Consider the following 18,507-nt stretch of genomic DNA (forward strand, 5'->3'; position numbering starts at 1 on the left):
GCAAGGGTTGGCGAGTGAGGAGGAGGGCTTTTTCGCGGCGCGGACATCGGGCGACAGTCCCCAGCATTGGGGGGAGGTGGGGATCAATCGACAGCGCCGATTGGCGGAGGGGGATCGCAGGACCGTTCACCCCCCGCATCCGGGCAATCACCCAACCGTGGGCTATAACCCTATAGGGACGTATCGGGAAGTCGCCGCCATGAACATGCAGTCAAAATCACTACCGGTCCAGGAGAGCAGCCTGCGGCTGAACTCGCGCAAGCAGCCGTTCAATCTGTTGCGCTGGTTTTCATTGGTCAGCATGGCAGTGATCGGCACCGTAGCGGTGGCGCTCGGAGCGGTGTCGACACGGTTCGTGATCGAAGAAAGTGTGCAGCGCGATGCCTTGCTGACCGCGCAGTTCATACAGGCCATCGCGTCGGCGGAAGTGCGCCACGTCTCGATCCCCAATATCCGCACCATGGGAGAGTTGCTCGACCCTCGTCAGGATAACGACTTTCCCGATGTCGACCCGGAGGCCCGTGCCAATGCACGAGGCGAATTTCTCGATCACATCGAACATTTGCCGGACGTGATCCTCGCCAACATTTATGCGCCGGACCGTACCGTGATCTGGTCGACCAATCCCGCGCTGGTCAACACCCGCATTCACGCCGACGAAGACCTCGACCGGGCCTTCGATGAAAAGATCCCGGTATCGGCCAGCTATCACGACGTCGACAAGGCGCGTGAAGAACAAAAGTTCGTGGTGCCGCCGGAATACATCTTCATCGAGAACTACATCCCGTTGTTCGACGCCGAGGGCAAGAACGTCACGGCGATGGTCGAGATCTATAAAGAGCCCAAAGACCTGATTGCACGCATGGAGCGCGGCCTGACGCTGATCTGGCTGGCCACCGCACTGGGCGGCGGGCTGATTTACCTGGGGCTGTACTGGATCGTGCGACGGGCGGCGATTTTGCTGACGGCCCAGCAAAAACAACTGATCGCCAATGAAACCTTTGTCGCGCTGGGTGAGATGTCTTCGGCGGTGGCCCACAGTCTGCGCAACCCGCTGGCGACCATCCGCTCCAGCGCCGAGCTGGCCCTGGAGTTCGACGCCGGCCCGGCGCAGAAAAACATCAAGGACATCATCGGTCAGGTCGACCGCATGTCGAAGTGGGTGCGCGAACTGCTGCAGTCGCTGCGACCGCTCAACGATGACCCGGAACCGGTGAATCTGGTGGCGGCGCTGCACGAGAGTCTGGTCGCGTTCGAACAGCAGATCGCAAAAAACGCGGTGCACGTGGTGTTTCATCCGCAACAAACGCCGATGGTGCTGAGCCAACCGGTGCAACTGACGCAAATCCTCAACAGCCTGCTGGCCAACGCACTGGAGGCCATGGACAAGGGCGGCACGTTGACCATCACCCTCGAACCGAGCGACAGCCGTGGCGTGAGCGTCATGCTCAGCGACACCGGTAAAGGCATGAACGAGGAACAGCGCAGCATGGCGTTCCGGCCGTTTTTCACCACCAAGCAGGGTGGGCTCGGTGTGGGGCTGGTGCTGGTCAAACGGATCATGGAACGCTTCGGCGGCGGTGTGACCCTGGACAGTCGCGAAGGCGAGGGCACCACCGTTCGTCTTGCGTTTCAACTCATCCAGTAATGGGGGTGAACTTCCCCCAGGAGCGGGTGTCAGGCCCCGGTCGCCGGGGAGTGGGGAATGCAACAGCGTTTGTAACGGCTTGTTTCAACGGGGATTAATACTTTGGCGAGGTAATTGCAAAACACCATCACCCCTTCCTTAAATGAGGCGGCTGGTGATGGACAGAGCAATGCGTGACCCCCAAAAGCTGTTTCTGTTGACGCCACTGAGCGTCTTTCTGATGTTGACCCTCGGCCAGATGGCCGGGGTTCGAGCGAGCCCGATCGACGACGAGAATCAGCCGGAAGCGTCCGACCCGTCGGCGTATTACGACGAGCCCGCAGACCGTGCCGGTGCGCTCAACGCCATCCTGACGATGCCCGAGGCCAACGAATACTCCTTCGATCTGCCCAACGGGGTCACAGGCACGCGCAATACGACGCGCACGGAAAACATTCTGCCGCCCACCGTCCAGACCAGTTTCAATTACCCCACCAACGGCAAGCCGAGCCCGCTGTATGGTGCTCAGCCGTTCACTCAGCAACTGGTGCTGTTCGAAGAGTTCGGCCCGGAAAAACTCGACCCGACCACCCCGGCCGCGCCGTTGGGCTTTCCGCCAGCCGCCATCGGCCCGGCGCCGGCCCAGGACCCGAACAGCGTCGCCCGCAGTGCGCCACCCGGCACCGCGCTGGACGCATTCCTGCGTCAACCGGGGCTCACGCCATTCCCGAGTCAGTTTGCCAACGTGGTTGACCGCAACCCGTGGCAGGCGCAGATCGAACTGTTCCTCAACCGGCATATCGGCTCGTCCGCCGAAGGCCGGCCACCGGGAAAAGGCTGGGCTCACCAGCGCTGGAACGAGTTTTACCCACAAGTCGCCTACAAAACCGTGCAGACCGGCGCGCGTCTGAACGGTGGCCTGCGTGACAGTCGGCAGATGCACGGTTATGCCGTTGGCGAATTCGGCCCCGGTGGTCTGTACCACAACGTCGCTGGCGTGCCGGCGACGGATGGCACGGCCAAGGGTGTCGACCCGCGGTTCCACCCGGCGATGCCGGTGCAGGACCACAATTCGGTGTGGACCTTCGACGGCACGCTGCCGCCGAAACTGCTGATGGTGCGCTACGGCCAACCGGTGATGATGCGTCACTACAATGGCTTGCCGATCGATCCATCGGCCAACCGTGGCTTCGGCCTGCACACCATCACCACCCACGAGCACAACGGCCATGCGCCGGCGGAAAGCGACGGCTATGCCAACGCGTTTTTCTTCCCCGGCCAGTACTACGACTATCGCTGGCCCATCCAGCTCGCCGGTTACGACAGCATCAACACCAAGGCTGAAGATCCACGTGCAGCGTTCCCGTGCGCGCCGGGGGAAACCCTCTGGGTCAACGACATGCAACCTGCGAAAAAGACCTGCGACCACGGCACCATCAAGATCCGTGGCGACTGGCGCGAAACCATGAGCACCCACTGGTTCCACGACCACATGCTCGATTTCACCGCGCAGAATGTCTACAAGGGCAACGCAGCGATGATGAACTACTACAGCGCCCTGGACCGCGGCAACGAATCGGTGAACGACGGCGTCAACCTGCGTTTCCCCAGCGGCAGCGCCTTGCCATGGGGCAACCGCGACTATGACGTCAACCTGGTGTTCGCCGACAAGGCTTGGGATCAGCAGGGCCAGCTGTGGTTCAACCCGTTCAACACCGATGGCTTCATCGGCGATCAGGTGCTGGTCAACTGGCAATGGAAACCGAGCCTCGACGTGCGGGCCCGCAGTTATCGCTTCCGGCTCCTCAATGGTTCGGTGTCGCGCTACTTCAAACTCGCGCTGGTGCGTGAAGTCAAAGGCACCAGTGGTGAGTTCCAGGGACCGAGAAACTCCGGTGTGTCCTACAGCCGCGTGCCGTTCCACATGATCGCCAACGACGGCAACATCATGGAACACAGCGTGCCGTTCGACGGTTCGATGGATCTGGATGCCGACGGCGACAAACAGAACCACAACGCGATTCTGCCGACCCAGGGCATCGCCGAGCGGTTCGACATCATCGTCAACTTCGCGAAAAACGGCATCAAGCCGGGCGACAAGCTGTTCTTCGTGAACCTGCAGGCCCAGGACGACGGCAAGGGCCCGAAAGAAGTGATCCCGCTGGCCGACGTGCTGTCGGAGAAATACCTGGCGGTCATCAAGCAGACCAGCAAAGGCCCGCAATGGGACCGGGGCGATCCGGTGGTGGGCAAGGTCCTGCAACTCAACGTCAAGGCGTATTCCGGACAGGATCTGTCGATGAACCCGGCCGCCTACGAGCCTGCCAAACCGGGCAAGGCCGAAGGCATGGTGATGATTCCGCTGAAGATCCACCGCGACAACGCTGCCGACAAGGCTTTGCTCGCCAAGGCGCTGCACCGGACCTTCACCTTCGGTCGCGCCGACGGCACTGATGAAGCGCCGTGGACGATCAAGACCGATAGCGGTTTCGGCTTCCACATGGACCCACGCCGGTTGAATGCCTCGACCAAACTGGCCAGCGGCCCGACCGACGCCGGGGTCAACGGCATCGGCACCTTGGAGGTGTGGAACATCAAGGCCGGCGGCACGGGCTGGAGTCATCCGGTGCACGTGCACTTCGAGGAGGGGATCATCCTCAGCCGTGGCGGCAAGGCCCCGCCTGAATGGGAAAAATGGGCACGCAAGGACGTTTACCGGATCGGTTCGGAAGCCGACGGGCTGGACAACGTCGAGATGGCGATCAACTTCCGCGAGTTTGCCGGGACCTACATGGAGCACTGCCACAACACCCAGCATGAGGACAACTCGATGCTGCTGCGTTGGGACCTCGAGAAACCCGGGCAACTGCAGTTGATGCCGACACCGCTGCCGAGTTGGGATGGCGTGCGCTACGTCAACTCCGCCGCGCTGCCAACCTTCCGCACCGGCGACGGCTTCGGCCCGCAAGTGACCGTGAAACCATGAAAAGGGAGGGAGCCGACATGAAACAGCCAACGCCGCGCTCCCGCGCCCTGGGCATGCACTTGATGCTGGTGCTGGTCACCTGCCTGCTTGGCAGTCAGGTGCTCATCGCCCATCAGGCGCAGCCCGAAGGCGCCAGTGAATCCGCCACCCCCTGGGGTGGCGACTATTTCCCCAACACCCTGCTGACCGATCAGGACGGTCGGCAGGTGCGGTTTTTCGATGACCTGATCAAAGACAAGGTGGTGGTGATCAACTTCATCTTCACCTCCTGCAGCGACTCCTGCCCACTGGAAACCGCACGCCTGCGCCAGGTGCAGAAACTGCTGGGGGATCGGGTCGGGCAGGACATCTTTTTCTACTCGATCAGCATCGATCCGCTGAGCGACACCCCCGAAGTGCTCAAGGCCTATGCGCAACGCTTCAAGGTCGGACCCGGCTGGAAGTTTCTCACCGGCGAATTCGAAGACGTCACCGACCTGCGCAAGAAACTCGGGCTGTTCATCGAGGGCGTCGACAACGGCCGCACCAAGGATCACAACCTGAGCCTGATCGTCGGCAACCAGAGCACCGGGCGCTGGATGAAGGCGTCGCCGTTCGAGAACCCGTGGATTCTCGCCGATCAACTGGCCAACACCTTGCAGAACTGGAAGCAGCCGAGCGTCGAGCAAAGCTACGCCAATGCGCCGGAAATCCGCCCGCCGAGCAACGGCGAAGAACTGTTCCGCACCCGCTGTGCTTCGTGCCACAGCCTCGGTCCGCAGGACGGCGAAGGCATCAGTATGCGCAACATCGGCCCGGATCTGATCGGCGTGACCCGCCAGCGTGACCCGGCCTGGCTCAACCGCTGGATTCGCGAGCCGGATCGGGTACTGGCGGAAAAAGACCCGATTGCGCTGCAACTGTTCGAACGATACGAGCGGATCCCGATGCCCAACCTTCGTCTGGACGAGCTGTCGGCGCAGTCGATCATCGACTTTTTGCGCGATGAAACCGAGCGCCGGCAACCGACCACGCAGCCCTTGGCTGACGGGGCGTTGACGCCAATAAGTCCGGCCGTGAGCAGCGAATCGGTGAGCCGCATGCGCTAGCGGCTAAATAGCATCATTGAGTCCTGTATCACGGTCATTGCCACCTACACTCAGTCGTGAGGTGGCTGTAACCGGTTCGATACAAAACGCCAGGACACCCCCATGCAACGACTGGAAGAACAAAAAACACCTGCACCGAATGTCGCGGTAGCAGCCATCAAGAGTTGGGGCGGGCAGTTCAACCTGCTGCGCTGGTTCTCGCTGGCGAGTTTTTTCATCATCGCGGCGGTGGCGCTGGGCCTGGGCTATGTCTCCACGCGGTTCGTGGTCACCGAAAGCGTGGAGCGCGATGCGTTGCTCACGGCGCAATTCGTCCAGGCCATCGGTGACGCGGAAATGCGTCACGCCGGCATCACACCGCTGCGCACCATGGGTGAAATGCTTGACCCGCGCCAGGACGAAAACTTCCCCGACGTCGATCCGCTGGCCCATGGCGCGGCGCGGGCCGAGTTTCTCGATCACGTCCAACACATGCCGGATGTGCTGCTGGCGACGGTCTATGCCCTGGATCGCACGGTGATCTGGTCGACCAACCCGGAACTGATCGGGGTGAAATTCGAGGATGATGACGAACTGGACGAATCGTTCGAAATGAAAGTCCCGGTGTCCTCCAGCTATCACAAGATCGACGACGAGAAACCCGAACAGAAACTGTCGCGCGAACCCAAGTACCTGTTCATCGAGAATTACATCCCGATGTTCAACACCGACAAAAGCAAAGTCGTCGCCATGGTCGAGATCTACAAGGAACCGGAGGATCTGGTAGATCGCATCGATCGCGGGTTTGCCTCGATCTGGGCGGCGACGATCCTCGGCGGGGCGGCGATTTACCTGGGGCTGTTCTGGATCGTGCGACGCGCCTCGACACTGCTGCAAAGCCAGCAGCAGCAACTGATCAGCAACGAAACCTTTGTCGCACTGGGGGAGATGTCATCGGCGGTGGCTCACAGCCTGCGTAATCCGCTGGCAACCATTCGTTCCAGTGCCGAACTGGCCCAGGAAGTGGCCAGCCAGAACGCCCAGCGCAATATCGGCGACATCATCAGTCAGGTGGATCGCATGTCGCGCTGGGTCCGGGAGTTGCTTGTTTCGCTGCGGCCGATGAGTGACGACGGCGAAGCGCTGGATCTGCAGGCCGCCGTGGAAGACTCGCTCGGCGCGTTCGACGCGCTGATCCGGCGCAATGGCGTCGAAGTGCGACTCAACCTGAGGGACTGCCCGCCGGTCCTCAGCCACAAAGTGCTGCTGACGCAGATCCTCAATAGTCTGTTTGCCAACGCTCTGGAAGCGATGCCCAAGTGCGGCGTGCTGAGTGTCGACATCGAAGCCCCTCACGCCGGCCAGGTGTGTATGACCGTGGGTGACACCGGCAGAGGCATGAACGTGCAGCAGCAACAACTGGTGTTCAAACCGTTTTTCACCACCAAGCAGGGCGGCCTCGGGGTTGGCCTGGCACTGGTCAAAAGAATCATGGAGCGTTTTCAGGGTTCGGTCGTGCTGACCAGCCGCGAGCAGGAGGGAACCCGCGTCAGTCTCAACTTTAAAGTGGCATCGGGAGGGGAATATGGAACACAGCATTCTGCTGGTCGAGGATGACGAACTGTTGGCCGACAATATTCAGACCTACCTGGAGCGCAAGGACTTCGAGGTGACGGTCTGCCATTCGGCCGAAGACGCGCTGGAGCAATTGGGCCGCTTCATGCCGGACGTCGTACTGACCGATAACTCACTGCCGGGCATGAGCGGGCACGATCTGATCCAGAAGCTGCGCATCAGCGCGCCGGAGCTGAAAGTGATCATGATGACCGGTTACGGCAACGTCGAAGATGCGGTGGTCGCGATGAAGGAGGGCGCCTTTCATTACGTCACCAAACCGGTGGCATTGCCGGAGCTCAAACTGCTGCTGGACAAGGCCCTGGCCACCGAGCGGATGGAGCGCACGCTGTCGTTCTATCAGGAGCGCGAGGCACAGAAATCCGGTTTGCAGGCGCTGATCGGTGAATCGGCGCCGATGCAGCATCTGAAGAACACCATCGGCCAGTTGCTCGAAGCCGAGCGGCGCATGACCGGTGGCGACCTGCCGCCCGTGCTGGTGGAAGGCGAGACCGGCACCGGCAAGGAACTGGTGGCACGTGCGCTGCATTTCGACGGCGCGCGCAGCAAGGGCCCGTTCATTGAGTTCAACTGCGCGTCGATCCCCGCCAACCTGGTGGAGTCGGAGCTGTTCGGTCACGAGAAAGGTGCGTTCACCGACGCCAAGGATCGCCGCGTCGGGCTGGTGGAAGCGGCTGACGGCGGTACGTTGTTTCTCGACGAAATCGGCGAGATGGATCTGGTCCTGCAGGCCAAACTGCTGAAGTTGCTGGAGGACCGTACCATTCGCCGGGTCGGCTCGGTGAAGGAGCGCAAGGTCAACCTGCGGGTGATCAGCGCCACCAATTGCAACCTCGAACAAATGGTGCAGCAAGGCAAGTTCCGCCGAGACCTGTTCTTCCGCCTGCGGATTATCTCGATCAAGGTGCCGCGCCTTTATGCGCGCGGCGACGATGCCCTGTTGCTGGCCCGGCATTTTCTCGCCAGCCACGGCAAACGCTACGGCAAGCCGAATCTGCATTTCAGTCAGCAGGCTGAAGAGTTGCTGCTCAATTACACCTGGCCGGGCAACGTGCGCGAACTGCGCAACATGCTTGAACAGACCGTGCTGCTGGCGCCGGGCGACACCATCGCCGCGCACCAGTTGAACGTGTGCATGAGCCTGGTGGACGAGCCTTCGCTGCATCAACATCGCGAGGTGCCGCACTTCGAACCGCGCCCGGCGAGCAACACCGAGTCGATGAATCTGCCGGAGGTCGAGCGCGACATGGTGCGCAAGATGCTCGACAAGACCGACTGGAACGTCACCAAATCCGCCCGCTTGCTGGGCTTGAGCCGCGACATGCTGCGCTATCGCATCGAGAAGCTCGGCCTGGCGCGCCCGGACAAGCGTCAGTGGTAAACGGCGTTGCTGCGTGGATTCGGCGGGCTCAGGCATTCCAGCAGGCACGTGGGGTCCAGCACCTCGTCATTGACGTAGATGCCGCGCTCGGCGTCGTACGTGCGGATAAACACCCGCACCGTTGCATCGGCCACGGTCGGCAACTGTGAGTCATGGAACACGTGGCGATCCGGGATGACGATGAAATCCTGCGGCGACGTGTCATCGAACGCTCGCGGCGGCTGTGCGTACAGCGAGGGCGGAGCGGGGTGGGCGAAGGGCTGGTCGGCCCCGTAGTAATTGAAATTGCTGTCGAGGGCTTGCGCCTGGGCGGCGGCGAGCAGACAGGCGGATAACAGCAGCCGGTTGAACGTTTGCATGGCGGCACCTGTGGAAGCGGTTTTCCCCAAGGCTATTAACTATAGCCGGCCATTGGCTTACAAGTTCGCAACAACCTGGATCGGCAGGCTCAACTAGACTCGGGCCGCTCAATCAAGAGCGTGCGGAGTGCGCCATGGAAGTGCCAAACAACAAGAACGCCATCGAAAGCAATCGTCAGGCGTGGAACGATTCGGCCCGCCATCACCAGGATTCGCCTGACTGGCAGGCTTTGCTGACCGAGGTCACCCAGGCTGACTTTTCCTGCCTCGACGATACCCTGCGCGGGCTGCTGGAGCAGGTCGGTGTCGCTGGCAAGGATGTCGTGCAACTGGGCTGCAACAATGGCCGCGAGAGCCTCTCGCTGTTCGCGCTGGGGGCGCGAAGTGTCGTCGGGGTCGATCAGTCGGCGGCGTTTCTCGAACAGGCCCGGGCGTTGAACAGCCGTTCGCCACACCAGGCCCAATTCATCGAAGCCGACATTCACCACCTGCCCGAATCACTGTGTAATCGCTTCGATGTGGCGCTGATCACCATCGGCGTCCTCAACTGGATGCCTGACATCGGTGAGTTTTTCCGCCACGTCGCCTCGACCCTCAAACCGGGCGGGCGGCTGGTGATCTACGAAACCCACCCGTTCCTGGAAATGGTCGATCCCGAGGCCGAAGATCCGTTTCGCCTGGCAACCTCGTACTTTCGCCGCGAGCCGTTCGTGCAGCAGGAACCGATCGTCTACGTCGGCAAGGTCGAACAACAGGCCGCACCGTCGTACTGGTTCGTGCACAACCTCGGCGCCATCTTCACCGCCGCCCTCGACGCCGGGCTGAACATCGTGCACTTCAAGGAGTATCCGCATTCGAACCGGGAAGAGGCGTATGACCAATACCTGAACCGCGAGGCGCAGATGCCGATGTGTTTTACGTTGGTGACTGTGAAGGGCGAGTAGCGTAACTCTCAGGAAGTTGAATGATTCAGCACATGCCCTGGTTGCGCACAGAGATCGATGCCAAGTGCATGAATAACTCTGAGCACAGTGTCAAAGCGGGGCTTGGCTCCAGGCGCGAAAGCTTTGTACAAGCTTTCGCGACCCATTCCCGAGTCCTTGGCTATTTGAGTCATGCCACGTGCCTTGACCACATAGCCGATTGCACGAAGAAACTCCTCGTTGTCACCGTCGGCCAGCACTTGGGAAAGGTATTCGCTGATGGCTTCATCGCTGTCCAGCAATGCTGCCATATCAAAAGTTGTCAAAGTCTGGCTCATGGTTAAACCTCCTTTGCCATTTTTTTTGCACGTCTGATGTCCGCACTTTGTGATGATTTGTCCCCACCGGCCAGCAGGACAATGACAACACCACTACGCTTCGTAAAGTAGACCCGATACCCGGCACCGACATCAACGCGCATTTCCGATACACCGTCACCTACCTGTTTGATGTCGCCTAGATTACCCGCTGACGCACGATCAATGCGACGGGCAATAGCAACCTTGGCTCGTACATCACGAATCGAGGTGTGCCAAGCCATGAAAACTGCTGTTTGTTGTATGAAGTAGTTCATCGCTCGAGTGTATTCACTTGGATACAATTGAGCAGTCAGTCAGTTCTTTTATCAAACTTGGATGTGTCGTAAGTGTTTGTAGGCAAGAAGGTTATGATTTTGTAGGAGCTTACGCTGGCGTAGCTCCTACAGATCACACTAAAAAGCTATCAAGCCTGCGCAGCCGCCGTCACCACCGGCCGCCCCGGTTTGCGCAGCGGTTCCAGTCGCGAGCCTTCATACCGAGTCTCGCGGAAGAACCGCCACTTTCCAAACAACCCATAGACGTGGGTCACACGGCCCTGTTCCTGATAGCCCATGCGAATGTGCAGCTTCAGCGCTGGAATGTTGTGGGTTTCGCAGACGTCCACCACCTTGTGGCAACCCTGGGCGGCCATGGCTTGCCAGAGGGTGACTTGTACGTCCACCGACAGGTTGCTGCCAAAGTAAGCGCGGGTCATTTCGCCGCCGAACTCGAAGAACTCGCCAGGTTTGACCGGGAAGTTGCAACCGTAATAGTGACGGTCGTGATAGTCGCGGGTGCTGCCCCAGATGAAGGCTACGGCGTGGTCGTCGGCGTCCAGATACATGTGCCCGGTGTGGCCTTCGCTGGCGAGTTCGGCCATGGTCTGCACACGGTCTGCGAAATGCCTGGCGAACGCACCGGCATTCTGTGGCGTGATGTCGACTTTACGCAGGCCTTCGTAAGGGCGCAGTTTGTGCGGTGGTACCGGGCTGACCAGGTCGCGTTCCATCCACAGCAGTTCCCAATGGAAGAACACGTAGCGTTTCCACAACGTGGAAAACGTGCGGCCCAGGCCTTTTTGCTTGATGCGTTCGCGCAGTTTTTCGATGACGCTCATGATGCCCTCCGCGGCCGAAGCCCGGGTGTTTTTGGATGTGGCTTTTGTGGGTATAGATCAAGCTGGCAAGTTCATTTCAAAGTGCCATCTTCGAAATTATTGCCAGTTGTGTAACTCAATCGAGTGCCGCGGCACCGCTTAGGAATTCCTTGTTCAAGTCAGCGTAGGAAACCCGTGGAACGCCCAGCAGCCGGCGCTCTAGCAGGCGACTCAGGGACTCTCCGGGTTCGAGATAGGCATCACCGAAATCAGCCCCGAGCTGATTCGGATGGGCGACGATTTCCAACACACCGTCGGTCGGTGCAGCCTCGCTGCGCAGGTCCACCGGGGTGCAGACATAGTCCGCCGTCGCACCGGCCAGCCCTTGCAAACGACGGTTGAGCAAACCCTTGAACAGGCGCTTCGGCAGGCTGAGGTTCTGTCCCAGGTTGCGTGCCAGTCGCACCGGCACACCCTGGTGGGCGGCGAAGCGCGCGACGATCTCGCCGATCGGCCAGATGTTGTGCACGTGCTGATGTGAATCGAGGTGACTGGGGCGTACGCCGTGATCCACACAACGCTGCCACTGCGTCTGCAATTCCTCCTGTACCGCTTCGCGATCTTCACGACTCAGCCACAGGCTGTGCCGCGCAAGGCTCAGATCGAACACCCCGTGGCTGTCGCAGAAGGTGGGGCGGGCGAGAATCGCCTGACTCAATGGCCGGCCGTACGTCAGGTTGAAGTGCAGGCCGACCCGCCCCTCCAGCAAGTGATGACGAGCCATCGCGCAGGCCGCTTCGAATGCCGGCATGTTGGCCATGGCCGTTGCGGAGCTGATGACCCCGGCCTGGAACGCATTGAAGATCACCGCATTTTCGTTCGGGCTCAGGCCGAAATCGTCAGCGTTGACTATGACTTGGCGAGGCATGTTCGCCCTCCGTGGTGGGGTGGGTGGCCGATTTCGCGAGGGCCGCCGGTTTTGTCGTTGCCTGCCGTGCGCGCCACTGCTGCATTTTCGGTTTGAGCCGCTGCCAGACACGCAGCCCAAGCCCCAGCAACAGTCCGCTCGGGCGCCAGGAGTAGAAGCTCCAGCGCCAGTGCTCCAGTTGTCCGGTCATGCGTTCCTGCAGTTGGTGGCTGGAGTTTTCCAGACTGACCCGCGAGGCATCGATCCAGCGCCAGTGATCCTCAAGGCCCCAGCGAATCCACTCCTCCAGCAACACTCGGCCGCTGCCCAGATCGGCGTACTGCGGCAGGAAGGCGAGGTTGTAATCGTAGAGCCGGCCCTGTTCGAGCAGGCCGAGGCGGTAGCTGATGCAGCGACCGTCCAGCTCCAGCGTGACCACGCGCACCAGACCTTGGGCGGCGAGGGCGGTGAAGGCGCTTTCGATGCAGCGTCGGCTGCGTTCGGTGGCGAAGATGCCGACGCCTTCGTCGCCTTTCCAACTGACGGCTTCGACTTCGCTGATGGCTTGCAGCAACGGGCCCATGGTCAGGGCATCGGGAATGATCCGCCGTACCCGTGCGCCACACGCAGCAATGCGTTTGCGTGCACGGCGCAGTTTGTAGCGCGGATCACCGGAGACCTCCTGAAGATCGGCGTCACTGATCAGATGCACCGGTACCCGACAGCTCAAGCGCCGTTCGCCGGTCGAGCTGTGCGCCATCCATTCGGTGAGGACACTTTCCTCGCCCGCAGGCTCCGACAGTTCGTTGAATTGCAGCAAGGCGTGGGGGATGCGATGGCGGATCAGCCGCAGTGCCTGGCGCATGTCTTCGGCCGCCAGCACAGACAGCAATGCCAGGCGATCCGCCAGCGGATACCCGAGGTGATGCACCACGCCAAACGGTATCCCGCCAAAGCGTTCACGACCGGACACCAGCGGCAGGCACAGGCGCAATTCGTCCGCTTCCCAGCCCAGCAGAATGTGCAGATGCTCACTCGCATCGAGTGTCTGCTCTGCCGCGATCAACCAGCCGATGCTGTTGAACGGCGTGTGATCCATCACCCGCAGGCGCAGCGCTTCATAAGCCGCTGCCGGGAAGTCAGGGGCGCACAACGAGGTGCGCCATTCGAATCGCGCCATAGGCTCAGGTCGCCGTTGCTGTGACGGAGGGACGAGAAGGTTTGCGCAACGCATCCAGGCGCGAGCCGCTGTAGCGGGTTTCGCGGTAGAAGCGCCAGCGGGCGAACAGGGTATACACGTTCATGATCCGGCCCTGTTCGGTGTAGCCCATGCGCAGGTGCAGCTTGAGCGCCGGGATGTTGTGGAACTCGCAGACGTCCACCACCTTGTCGCAACCCTGGGCGGCCATGGCTTTCCACAGTTCCAGTTGCAGGTCCACCGACAGTTCGGTGCCCCAGTAGGAACGGGTCAGTTCACCGCCGAATTCGAAGAACTCGCCGGGGTTCACCGGGAACAGGCAGCCGTAATAGTGGCGGTCGAAATAGTCCCGGGCGCTGCCCCAGATGAAGGCCACTGCATCGCCGTGATCGTCGAGGTGCATGTGTCCGGTGTGACCTTCATTGGCCAGTTCGGCCATGGTGCCGACGCGGTCACCGAAATAGCGGGCGAAGGCGCTGGCGTTGTCCGGGGTGATCTTCACCACCCGTAGCGGCGAATACGGTTTGAGGCTGTGGGGCGGCACCGGGCTGACGAGGTCGCGCTCCATCCACAGCAGTTCCTGATGGGAAAAGACGTAGTGCTTCCACACCTTGGCCAGCGTGGCCCGCAGGCCTCTTTGTTTGATGTGTTCGCTGATTTTTTTCACAACGTTCATGGTCGGTACTCCTGATGACGTGGCATCGCGCGGCAAGTGGCCTGCGCGGCAGGACATCAACGGGCGGTTCATCAAGCGCTCCAGCTCAGGGAAAACAGGGTCTGCCCCGGCAGTTCGAAACGCACGCGACCGTCCTGACAGCGAAAGGGCGCGTCGCGGCTGCGGTTGTCGGCGCCGAAGTAGCGCAGGGCACCGTTGTTCAACGGGCACGTGACCCCCGCCAGATCGACATGCTGCAATCGCGTGCCTTTGTTTACACCCAGCAACCCGCGCTGATCGTCGCCGGCCATGGCCAGCACATCGACTTCGAAGGCATCGTTCTCCAGCCACAGCACATTGTGCAGCCAGTGTTGCTGGATGAACTGCTGGGCCAGGCCCACGGGTTTGAGTTCGAAGTGTTGTTCATCCGGCGAGACGCGCAACATGCCTTTGGGATACTCCGGCTCATCGGCGGCCTGGAACCAGTTGAGCATGGTCAGCAAGCCGTCCTGGGAGGCGTTGATCACCACCGAGGCCCACCACAGCGAGGTGTAATGGGTTTCCTGATCGTAGGGGCTCAGGCTTGAGCCGCTGGACAGATTGGTCTGATCCAGCAGCAAGGCCTTGCGTGGCTGCCCCCTGGCATCAAGGCCCACCAGATCGGCGGCGCGGCGCACGCTGTCGCGGTAGACGCGAGTGGCGAGCAGGTCGCGGATCATCCATTCATGCCAGGCCAGCGCATCGACCTCATCGGCGGATTCGCCCAGCAGTCGCCGGGCCCAGTCGATGCCGCGTTTGTTTGCCGCGTTGTCGGCGAACGGGCCGTTGACCAGCCGCGAACTGGCCGGCATCGCGATGCGCACACCGGCCCGGGCGTTGGCCGGATCGCTGCGCACCTGGCGGGCCATGCTGGTGAAGATCGAGCGATACTGTTCGTAACTCGAATAGTTGAGATTGGGCTCGTCGGCAAACCCGATGTAGTGCGTGCCTTTGCCGCCAAGCAGCCGGGTGCTCGCGAGCCAGGCGTCGAGGCCGCCGTTGCTTTGCATGTCGGCACGCAAATCAGCCTGACGCTGACTGCCGGCGAGCAGGGTGATGTCCTGGCGAATGCCGAAACGGTCCTGATAAACCTGGCGAAACGCGTCTTCGAACTGCGGTTTTTTCGCCGTCACATCGACGAAGCTGTAGTAACTGGCGGCCGTCGGTTTCAGCGCATCGAGGGCGGCATGGCTGGCGGGCGGCGGCATCACGTAGGGCAGGGCGATGCCCAGGTCCGGCGTGCGGCCGAGGACTTTGTCGTGCAGGGTCAGGCGGGTCTGGCCGTCGTCTTCGCGCAGCGGTTTGAGCTGCTGCGGATTCTGCGCAAACAGATTGGCCGTACCGTCGAGCCAGAACGCCGCTTTGCCGCTGCCTTGCAGACGCACGCGCCAGACTTGTTCGCGGTCGCTGACCGGCAGCGCGAGCTGATCGAATTGCCAATAGGCGCGATACGGTTTGAGCCCCAGCGACAGTTGTTGGCCGTCGCCGACCCGCTGCGCTTGCAGGGCGCTGACGCCACCGTGGAACTTGCCCGCCAGCACTGCGTGTTCGCCCGGCGCAATCCTGAAATACAGCTCATCGCCGTCGCGGGTTTCCGCGCTGAAATGCACCTTGGCCGGGGCGAACAATGCGACCGTGTTTTCGTCGTGCTCGACCCGGTAATTGCGAAAGCTGTAGCCGGGGATTTCCAGCTGATAACTCGCGGCGCCCGGCGCCAATGGCCAGCTCTGGCTGCCACGGGTTTCGCTGGCCTTGATGAAGCGCTCGCCCTGCAATTTGCCCCGGCCGTCGAGCAGGTACAGATGCTCTTCGTTGGCGTCTGCCTGCCATGCCGGCGCCCAGCGCACGGTCACGGTGTCGGGGCGATCCGCTTGCAGGTACAGGCTGCCGTCGCGAATGTCGCCCCAGCGCATCGACGCCGCGAAGGCGTCCAGCGAGAGGCCTATTCCGAGCAGCAGGGCCAGGCGTTTCATGCGGCTTTCCTGCGCTGCAACATCAGCCACATTGGCGCTATGTCGCCGGGCAGGATGATCAGGGTTTGCCAGAACGGCACGTGGCTCAGACGGCAATACAACACCAGCATCGCCACGGTCACCGCCAGGTAGGCAATCGATGACGCCGCCGCGGCGCCGACAATCCCGTAAGTCGGGATCAGCAACACGTTCAGGGCCAGGTTGAGCAGGGCGCCGAGGCCCATAAGCAGCGACACCGTGCCCGGGCGATTTTTGCCCAGCAGGTCCAGCCGCAGAATGCTCGCGTAGCACAGACCCAACAGCCCCGGCAGCAACGCCAGCAGCGCCGGATACGCCGGTTGGTAGGCGGCGCCGAACAGGGTGACGATCAGCCATTCGCCGATCACGGCCATGGTCAGGCAAGCGCCGAGCATCACCGTCGCCGTCAGGCGCAGGGCCAGCGGGGTGACCTTGTCCATACCTTCGTCCTGTTGCAGCAGGCGTTTCATCAGCGGTGTGGTCACCGCTTCCGGGACGATCAGCAGCAGTTCGGCGGCGGCGCTGGCCATCGCGTAATGACCGAGCGCGGTACTGCCGAGCAGGGCGCCGATGAACAGGTAGTCGGAACGTAGAATCACTTGTTGGAACAGCAGATCCGGATGGCTGCGGGCGCTGTAGCGCAGCAGTTCGTTCTGGCTGGCGCGATCCCATTGCAGTTGCAACGGCTGCGCGCGCTTGAGCCAGACCCAACCGGCCAGCACCACCAGACTGATCCCGGCCAGCCAACTGATCAGCGCCGCTTCCAGTGCCGCTTCTTTCCACATCCAGAACAACGCGAGAAACAGCAACAGCGGCGCCAGGGATTCCACCAGGCGCAAGGCATTGAACGCGACCACGCCGCCGGACGCATTGTGCAGCGTCAGCAAGCCGCTCTTGAGCACGGTCAACGGCACCGCCAGCAGCAACAGCCATGCCAGCAGGCCGAGTTGCACGGTCACGTCCAGCTCACTGCCGAACTCACGTACCAGCGTCACCACCAGCAAGGTCAGCAATCCTGCCAGCAAGCAACCGAACACCAGCACCTGAGCCAGCAGCAACCCCATCGGCCGCTGCTTGGCGGCCTGGTAACCGACGGCGGAATTCAAACCGCCGCTGGTGGCGGCGCTGATCAGGTCTGGCAGGGTGCTGAGCAGGGCGAACAAACCTCGCTCACTGGGGCCGAGGATTCGCGCCAGCAACACGTTCCTCAGCAGGCGCAGGGCGATCATTGCCAGTTTGGTGCCCATGCTCAGCGCCAGGTGCTTGAGGTAACTGCTTCGACTCATGGTCGCGCTCCGCGAAAGATCCGCCACGACAGCAGCTCGGGGTTGCGCGCCGTACGTTGACTGACGCCAAAGCGCGGCAGGTTCAGCGGATCACCGGCGCCGCGATAGATCCCGGTGCCGGTGCCTAGGGCGAACGGATAGTCGTGGTGGGCAATCTGTTCGCGGACTCGAGCGTCGTTGTCGCCGTTGGGGTAGCAGTACACCGGCAATGGCCGATTGCAGCCGTTGTTCAGGGCGTTGCGGCTGCGGCTGATTTCTTCGCTCAGACGCACATCGTCGAGTTGGGTCAGGATCGCGTGACTGGCACCGTGAGGACCGAAACGCACCAGCCCCGAAGCCTCCATCGCCCGCACCTGATGCCAGTCCAGTGCCTGAGGTTGCGACTCTTGCGGGCACTCGTCGGTCAGGCGTTCGAGCATCATCGGGTCAAGTGCTTTAAGCCTTTGCAGGTAATGCAACAGGGTCAGACTGCGCCGATCCACGTCGATGTCGTCCAACAAAACCGGCACGGGATGATGGAGCGACTGCAAACATTCGATCAGGTGCATGCGCGGTTTTTCGCCGTGGCTGCCCCACAGGGTTTCACCGAGGCTTTCCCACCAGAAGCGCTGACGGCTGCCGATGAAGTCGGTGGAGAGAAAAATGCTCGCCGGCACCTGATGCTTCTGCAGCAGCGGGAAGGCGTTGGCGGCATTGTCGCGCCAGCCGTCATCGAAGGTCAGCGCCACTTGCGGGCGTTCGCGGCGCAGGGCGTTGGGCTGCAGGATCTCCATCAGCGGCACGCAATCGAAATGCTTGCGCAGCCACACCAGCAAATGCTCGAAGGCTTTCGGGCCGACACACAGTTCGTTGCGGTGCGCCAGGTCGGCGGCGCGGTCGTTGGACAGCACCCGGTGCAACATCAGGATCACCCCGGCGCCGTGCAACTGGTTTCGTCCCACGGACGAGTTGAGATAGAGCCAGCCGCTGGTGCGTTTAATCAGTTGTTTGATCGCCAT

At 61.6% G+C, this 18,507-nt stretch carries 16 protein-coding genes; 6 read left to right on the forward strand and 10 right to left on the reverse strand.

The annotated features are described in order from the left end of the window. The first annotated feature begins 199 nt into the window (after positions 1-199). The 5 genes from ACSPX5_RS05365 (at position 200) to ACSPX5_RS05385 (ending at position 8,696) form a co-directional block, all read left to right on the forward strand. Positions 200-1,648, forward strand: a complete 1,449-nt coding sequence (locus ACSPX5_RS05365; protein ID WP_439821096.1) for a sensor histidine kinase — start codon at positions 200-202, stop codon at positions 1,646-1,648. 157 nt (positions 1,649-1,805) lie between these two features. Then, positions 1,806-4,613 carry a multicopper oxidase domain-containing protein gene (locus ACSPX5_RS05370; protein WP_323160866.1) on the forward strand — a complete coding sequence of 936 codons (2,808 nt, stop codon included), beginning with the start codon at positions 1,806-1,808 and terminating at the stop codon, positions 4,611-4,613. 17 nt (positions 4,614-4,630) lie between these two features. Then, entirely contained in the window at positions 4,631-5,701 is a 1,071-nt protein-coding gene (locus ACSPX5_RS05375) for an SCO family protein (protein WP_439821097.1), read from the forward strand. Between the two features lie 102 nt (positions 5,702-5,803). After that, the gene (locus ACSPX5_RS05380; RefSeq protein WP_439821098.1) at positions 5,804-7,297 is read left to right on the forward strand and encodes a sensor histidine kinase; all 1,494 of its coding nucleotides are present in this window, start codon (positions 5,804-5,806) and stop codon (positions 7,295-7,297) included. Further along, entirely contained in the window at positions 7,266-8,696 is a 1,431-nt protein-coding gene (locus tag ACSPX5_RS05385) for a sigma-54-dependent transcriptional regulator (protein WP_169429753.1), read from the forward strand. The genes ACSPX5_RS05380 and ACSPX5_RS05385 overlap by 32 nt, the downstream gene beginning before the upstream one ends. Here ACSPX5_RS05385 and ACSPX5_RS05390 read toward each other — a convergent pair. Then, a complete protein-coding gene (locus ACSPX5_RS05390; protein WP_169429754.1) occupies positions 8,687-9,055 on the reverse strand; it encodes a hypothetical protein in 369 nt (122 codons plus the stop codon). The two genes, ACSPX5_RS05385 and ACSPX5_RS05390, sit on opposite strands and share 10 nt — an antisense overlap. Positions 9,056-9,189: 134 nt before the next feature. Here ACSPX5_RS05390 and ACSPX5_RS05395 point away from each other — a divergent pair, with 134 nt between their 5' ends. Next, on the forward strand, positions 9,190-9,999 hold the full coding sequence (locus ACSPX5_RS05395) for a class I SAM-dependent methyltransferase (protein WP_439821099.1): 810 nt from the start codon (positions 9,190-9,192) through the stop codon (positions 9,997-9,999). An 8-nt stretch (positions 10,000-10,007) separates the two neighbouring features. Here the strand turns inward: ACSPX5_RS05395 and ACSPX5_RS05400 are convergent, their stop codons facing one another. The 9 genes from ACSPX5_RS05400 to ACSPX5_RS05440 all read right to left on the reverse strand — a co-directional run bounded on the left by ACSPX5_RS05400 (position 10,008) and on the right by ACSPX5_RS05440 (position 18,507). Beyond that, positions 10,008-10,316: an addiction module antidote protein gene (locus tag ACSPX5_RS05400; RefSeq protein ID WP_102622394.1), complete on the reverse strand. Its 309-nt coding sequence runs from the start codon at positions 10,314-10,316 to the stop codon at positions 10,008-10,010. A 2-nt stretch (positions 10,317-10,318) separates the two neighbouring features. Next, the gene (locus tag ACSPX5_RS05405) at positions 10,319-10,612 is read right to left on the reverse strand and encodes a type II toxin-antitoxin system RelE/ParE family toxin (protein WP_323160871.1); all 294 of its coding nucleotides are present in this window, start codon (positions 10,610-10,612) and stop codon (positions 10,319-10,321) included. A 149-nt stretch (positions 10,613-10,761) separates the two neighbouring features. Then, positions 10,762-11,454: a GNAT family N-acetyltransferase gene (locus ACSPX5_RS05410; protein WP_207868138.1), complete on the reverse strand. Its 693-nt coding sequence runs from the start codon at positions 11,452-11,454 to the stop codon at positions 10,762-10,764. Between the two features lie 115 nt (positions 11,455-11,569). Then, positions 11,570-12,361, reverse strand: coding sequence for a ChbG/HpnK family deacetylase (locus ACSPX5_RS05415; protein WP_439821100.1), 792 nt, complete (start codon positions 12,359-12,361; stop codon positions 11,570-11,572). Continuing rightward, a complete protein-coding gene (locus ACSPX5_RS05420; protein ID WP_439821101.1) occupies positions 12,333-13,520 on the reverse strand; it encodes a GNAT family N-acetyltransferase in 1,188 nt (395 codons plus the stop codon). Before ACSPX5_RS05420 ends, ACSPX5_RS05415 begins: the two co-directional genes overlap by 29 nt. Positions 13,521-13,524: 4 nt before the next feature. Further along, positions 13,525-14,214 carry an N-acetyltransferase gene (locus tag ACSPX5_RS05425; RefSeq protein WP_323160872.1) on the reverse strand — a complete coding sequence of 230 codons (690 nt, stop codon included), beginning with the start codon at positions 14,212-14,214 and terminating at the stop codon, positions 13,525-13,527. A 71-nt stretch (positions 14,215-14,285) separates the two neighbouring features. Next, positions 14,286-16,205, reverse strand: coding sequence for a hypothetical protein (locus ACSPX5_RS05430; RefSeq protein ID WP_439821102.1), 1,920 nt, complete (start codon positions 16,203-16,205; stop codon positions 14,286-14,288). Then, positions 16,202-17,509, reverse strand: coding sequence for a lipopolysaccharide biosynthesis protein (locus ACSPX5_RS05435; RefSeq protein ID WP_207868133.1), 1,308 nt, complete (start codon positions 17,507-17,509; stop codon positions 16,202-16,204). Before ACSPX5_RS05435 ends, ACSPX5_RS05430 begins: the two co-directional genes overlap by 4 nt. Further along, a complete protein-coding gene (locus ACSPX5_RS05440) occupies positions 17,506-18,507 on the reverse strand; it encodes a polysaccharide deacetylase family protein (RefSeq protein WP_439821103.1) in 1,002 nt (333 codons plus the stop codon). Before ACSPX5_RS05440 ends, ACSPX5_RS05435 begins: the two co-directional genes overlap by 4 nt.

The sequence above is a fragment of the Pseudomonas sp. HLG18 genome (genome assembly GCF_051903985.1).
GTDB classification, from domain to species: Bacteria; Pseudomonadota; Gammaproteobacteria; order Pseudomonadales; family Pseudomonadaceae; genus Aquipseudomonas; species Aquipseudomonas fluorescens_BT.

Bases quoted from the DNA above. Each gene is read 5' to 3' on its own strand.
- ACSPX5_RS05365 (WP_439821096.1), top strand. From the start codon at position 200: ATGAACATGCAGTCAAAATCACTACCGGTCCAGGAGAGCAGCCTGCGG.
- ACSPX5_RS05370 (WP_323160866.1), top strand. From the start codon at position 1,806: ATGGACAGAGCAATGCGTGACCCCCAAAAGCTGTTTCTGTTGACGCCA.
- ACSPX5_RS05375 (WP_439821097.1), top strand. From the start codon at position 4,631: ATGAAACAGCCAACGCCGCGCTCCCGCGCCCTGGGCATGCACTTGATG.
- ACSPX5_RS05380 (WP_439821098.1), top strand. From the start codon at position 5,804: ATGCAACGACTGGAAGAACAAAAAACACCTGCACCGAATGTCGCGGTA.
- ACSPX5_RS05385 (WP_169429753.1), top strand. From the start codon at position 7,266: ATGGAACACAGCATTCTGCTGGTCGAGGATGACGAACTGTTGGCCGAC.
- ACSPX5_RS05390 (WP_169429754.1), bottom strand. From the start codon at position 9,055: ATGCAAACGTTCAACCGGCTGCTGTTATCCGCCTGTCTGCTCGCCGCC.
- ACSPX5_RS05395 (WP_439821099.1), top strand. From the start codon at position 9,190: ATGGAAGTGCCAAACAACAAGAACGCCATCGAAAGCAATCGTCAGGCG.
- ACSPX5_RS05400 (WP_102622394.1), bottom strand. From the start codon at position 10,316: ATGAGCCAGACTTTGACAACTTTTGATATGGCAGCATTGCTGGACAGC.
- ACSPX5_RS05405 (WP_323160871.1), bottom strand. From the start codon at position 10,612: ATGAACTACTTCATACAACAAACAGCAGTTTTCATGGCTTGGCACACC.
- ACSPX5_RS05410 (WP_207868138.1), bottom strand. From the start codon at position 11,454: ATGAGCGTCATCGAAAAACTGCGCGAACGCATCAAGCAAAAAGGCCTG.
- ACSPX5_RS05415 (WP_439821100.1), bottom strand. From the start codon at position 12,361: ATGCCTCGCCAAGTCATAGTCAACGCTGACGATTTCGGCCTGAGCCCG.
- ACSPX5_RS05420 (WP_439821101.1), bottom strand. From the start codon at position 13,520: ATGGCGCGATTCGAATGGCGCACCTCGTTGTGCGCCCCTGACTTCCCG.
- ACSPX5_RS05425 (WP_323160872.1), bottom strand. From the start codon at position 14,214: ATGAACGTTGTGAAAAAAATCAGCGAACACATCAAACAAAGAGGCCTG.
- ACSPX5_RS05430 (WP_439821102.1), bottom strand. From the start codon at position 16,205: ATGAAACGCCTGGCCCTGCTGCTCGGAATAGGCCTCTCGCTGGACGCC.
- ACSPX5_RS05435 (WP_207868133.1), bottom strand. From the start codon at position 17,509: ATGAGTCGAAGCAGTTACCTCAAGCACCTGGCGCTGAGCATGGGCACC.
- ACSPX5_RS05440 (WP_439821103.1), bottom strand. From the start codon at position 18,507: ATGGCGATCAAACAACTGATTAAACGCACCAGCGGCTGGCTCTATCTC.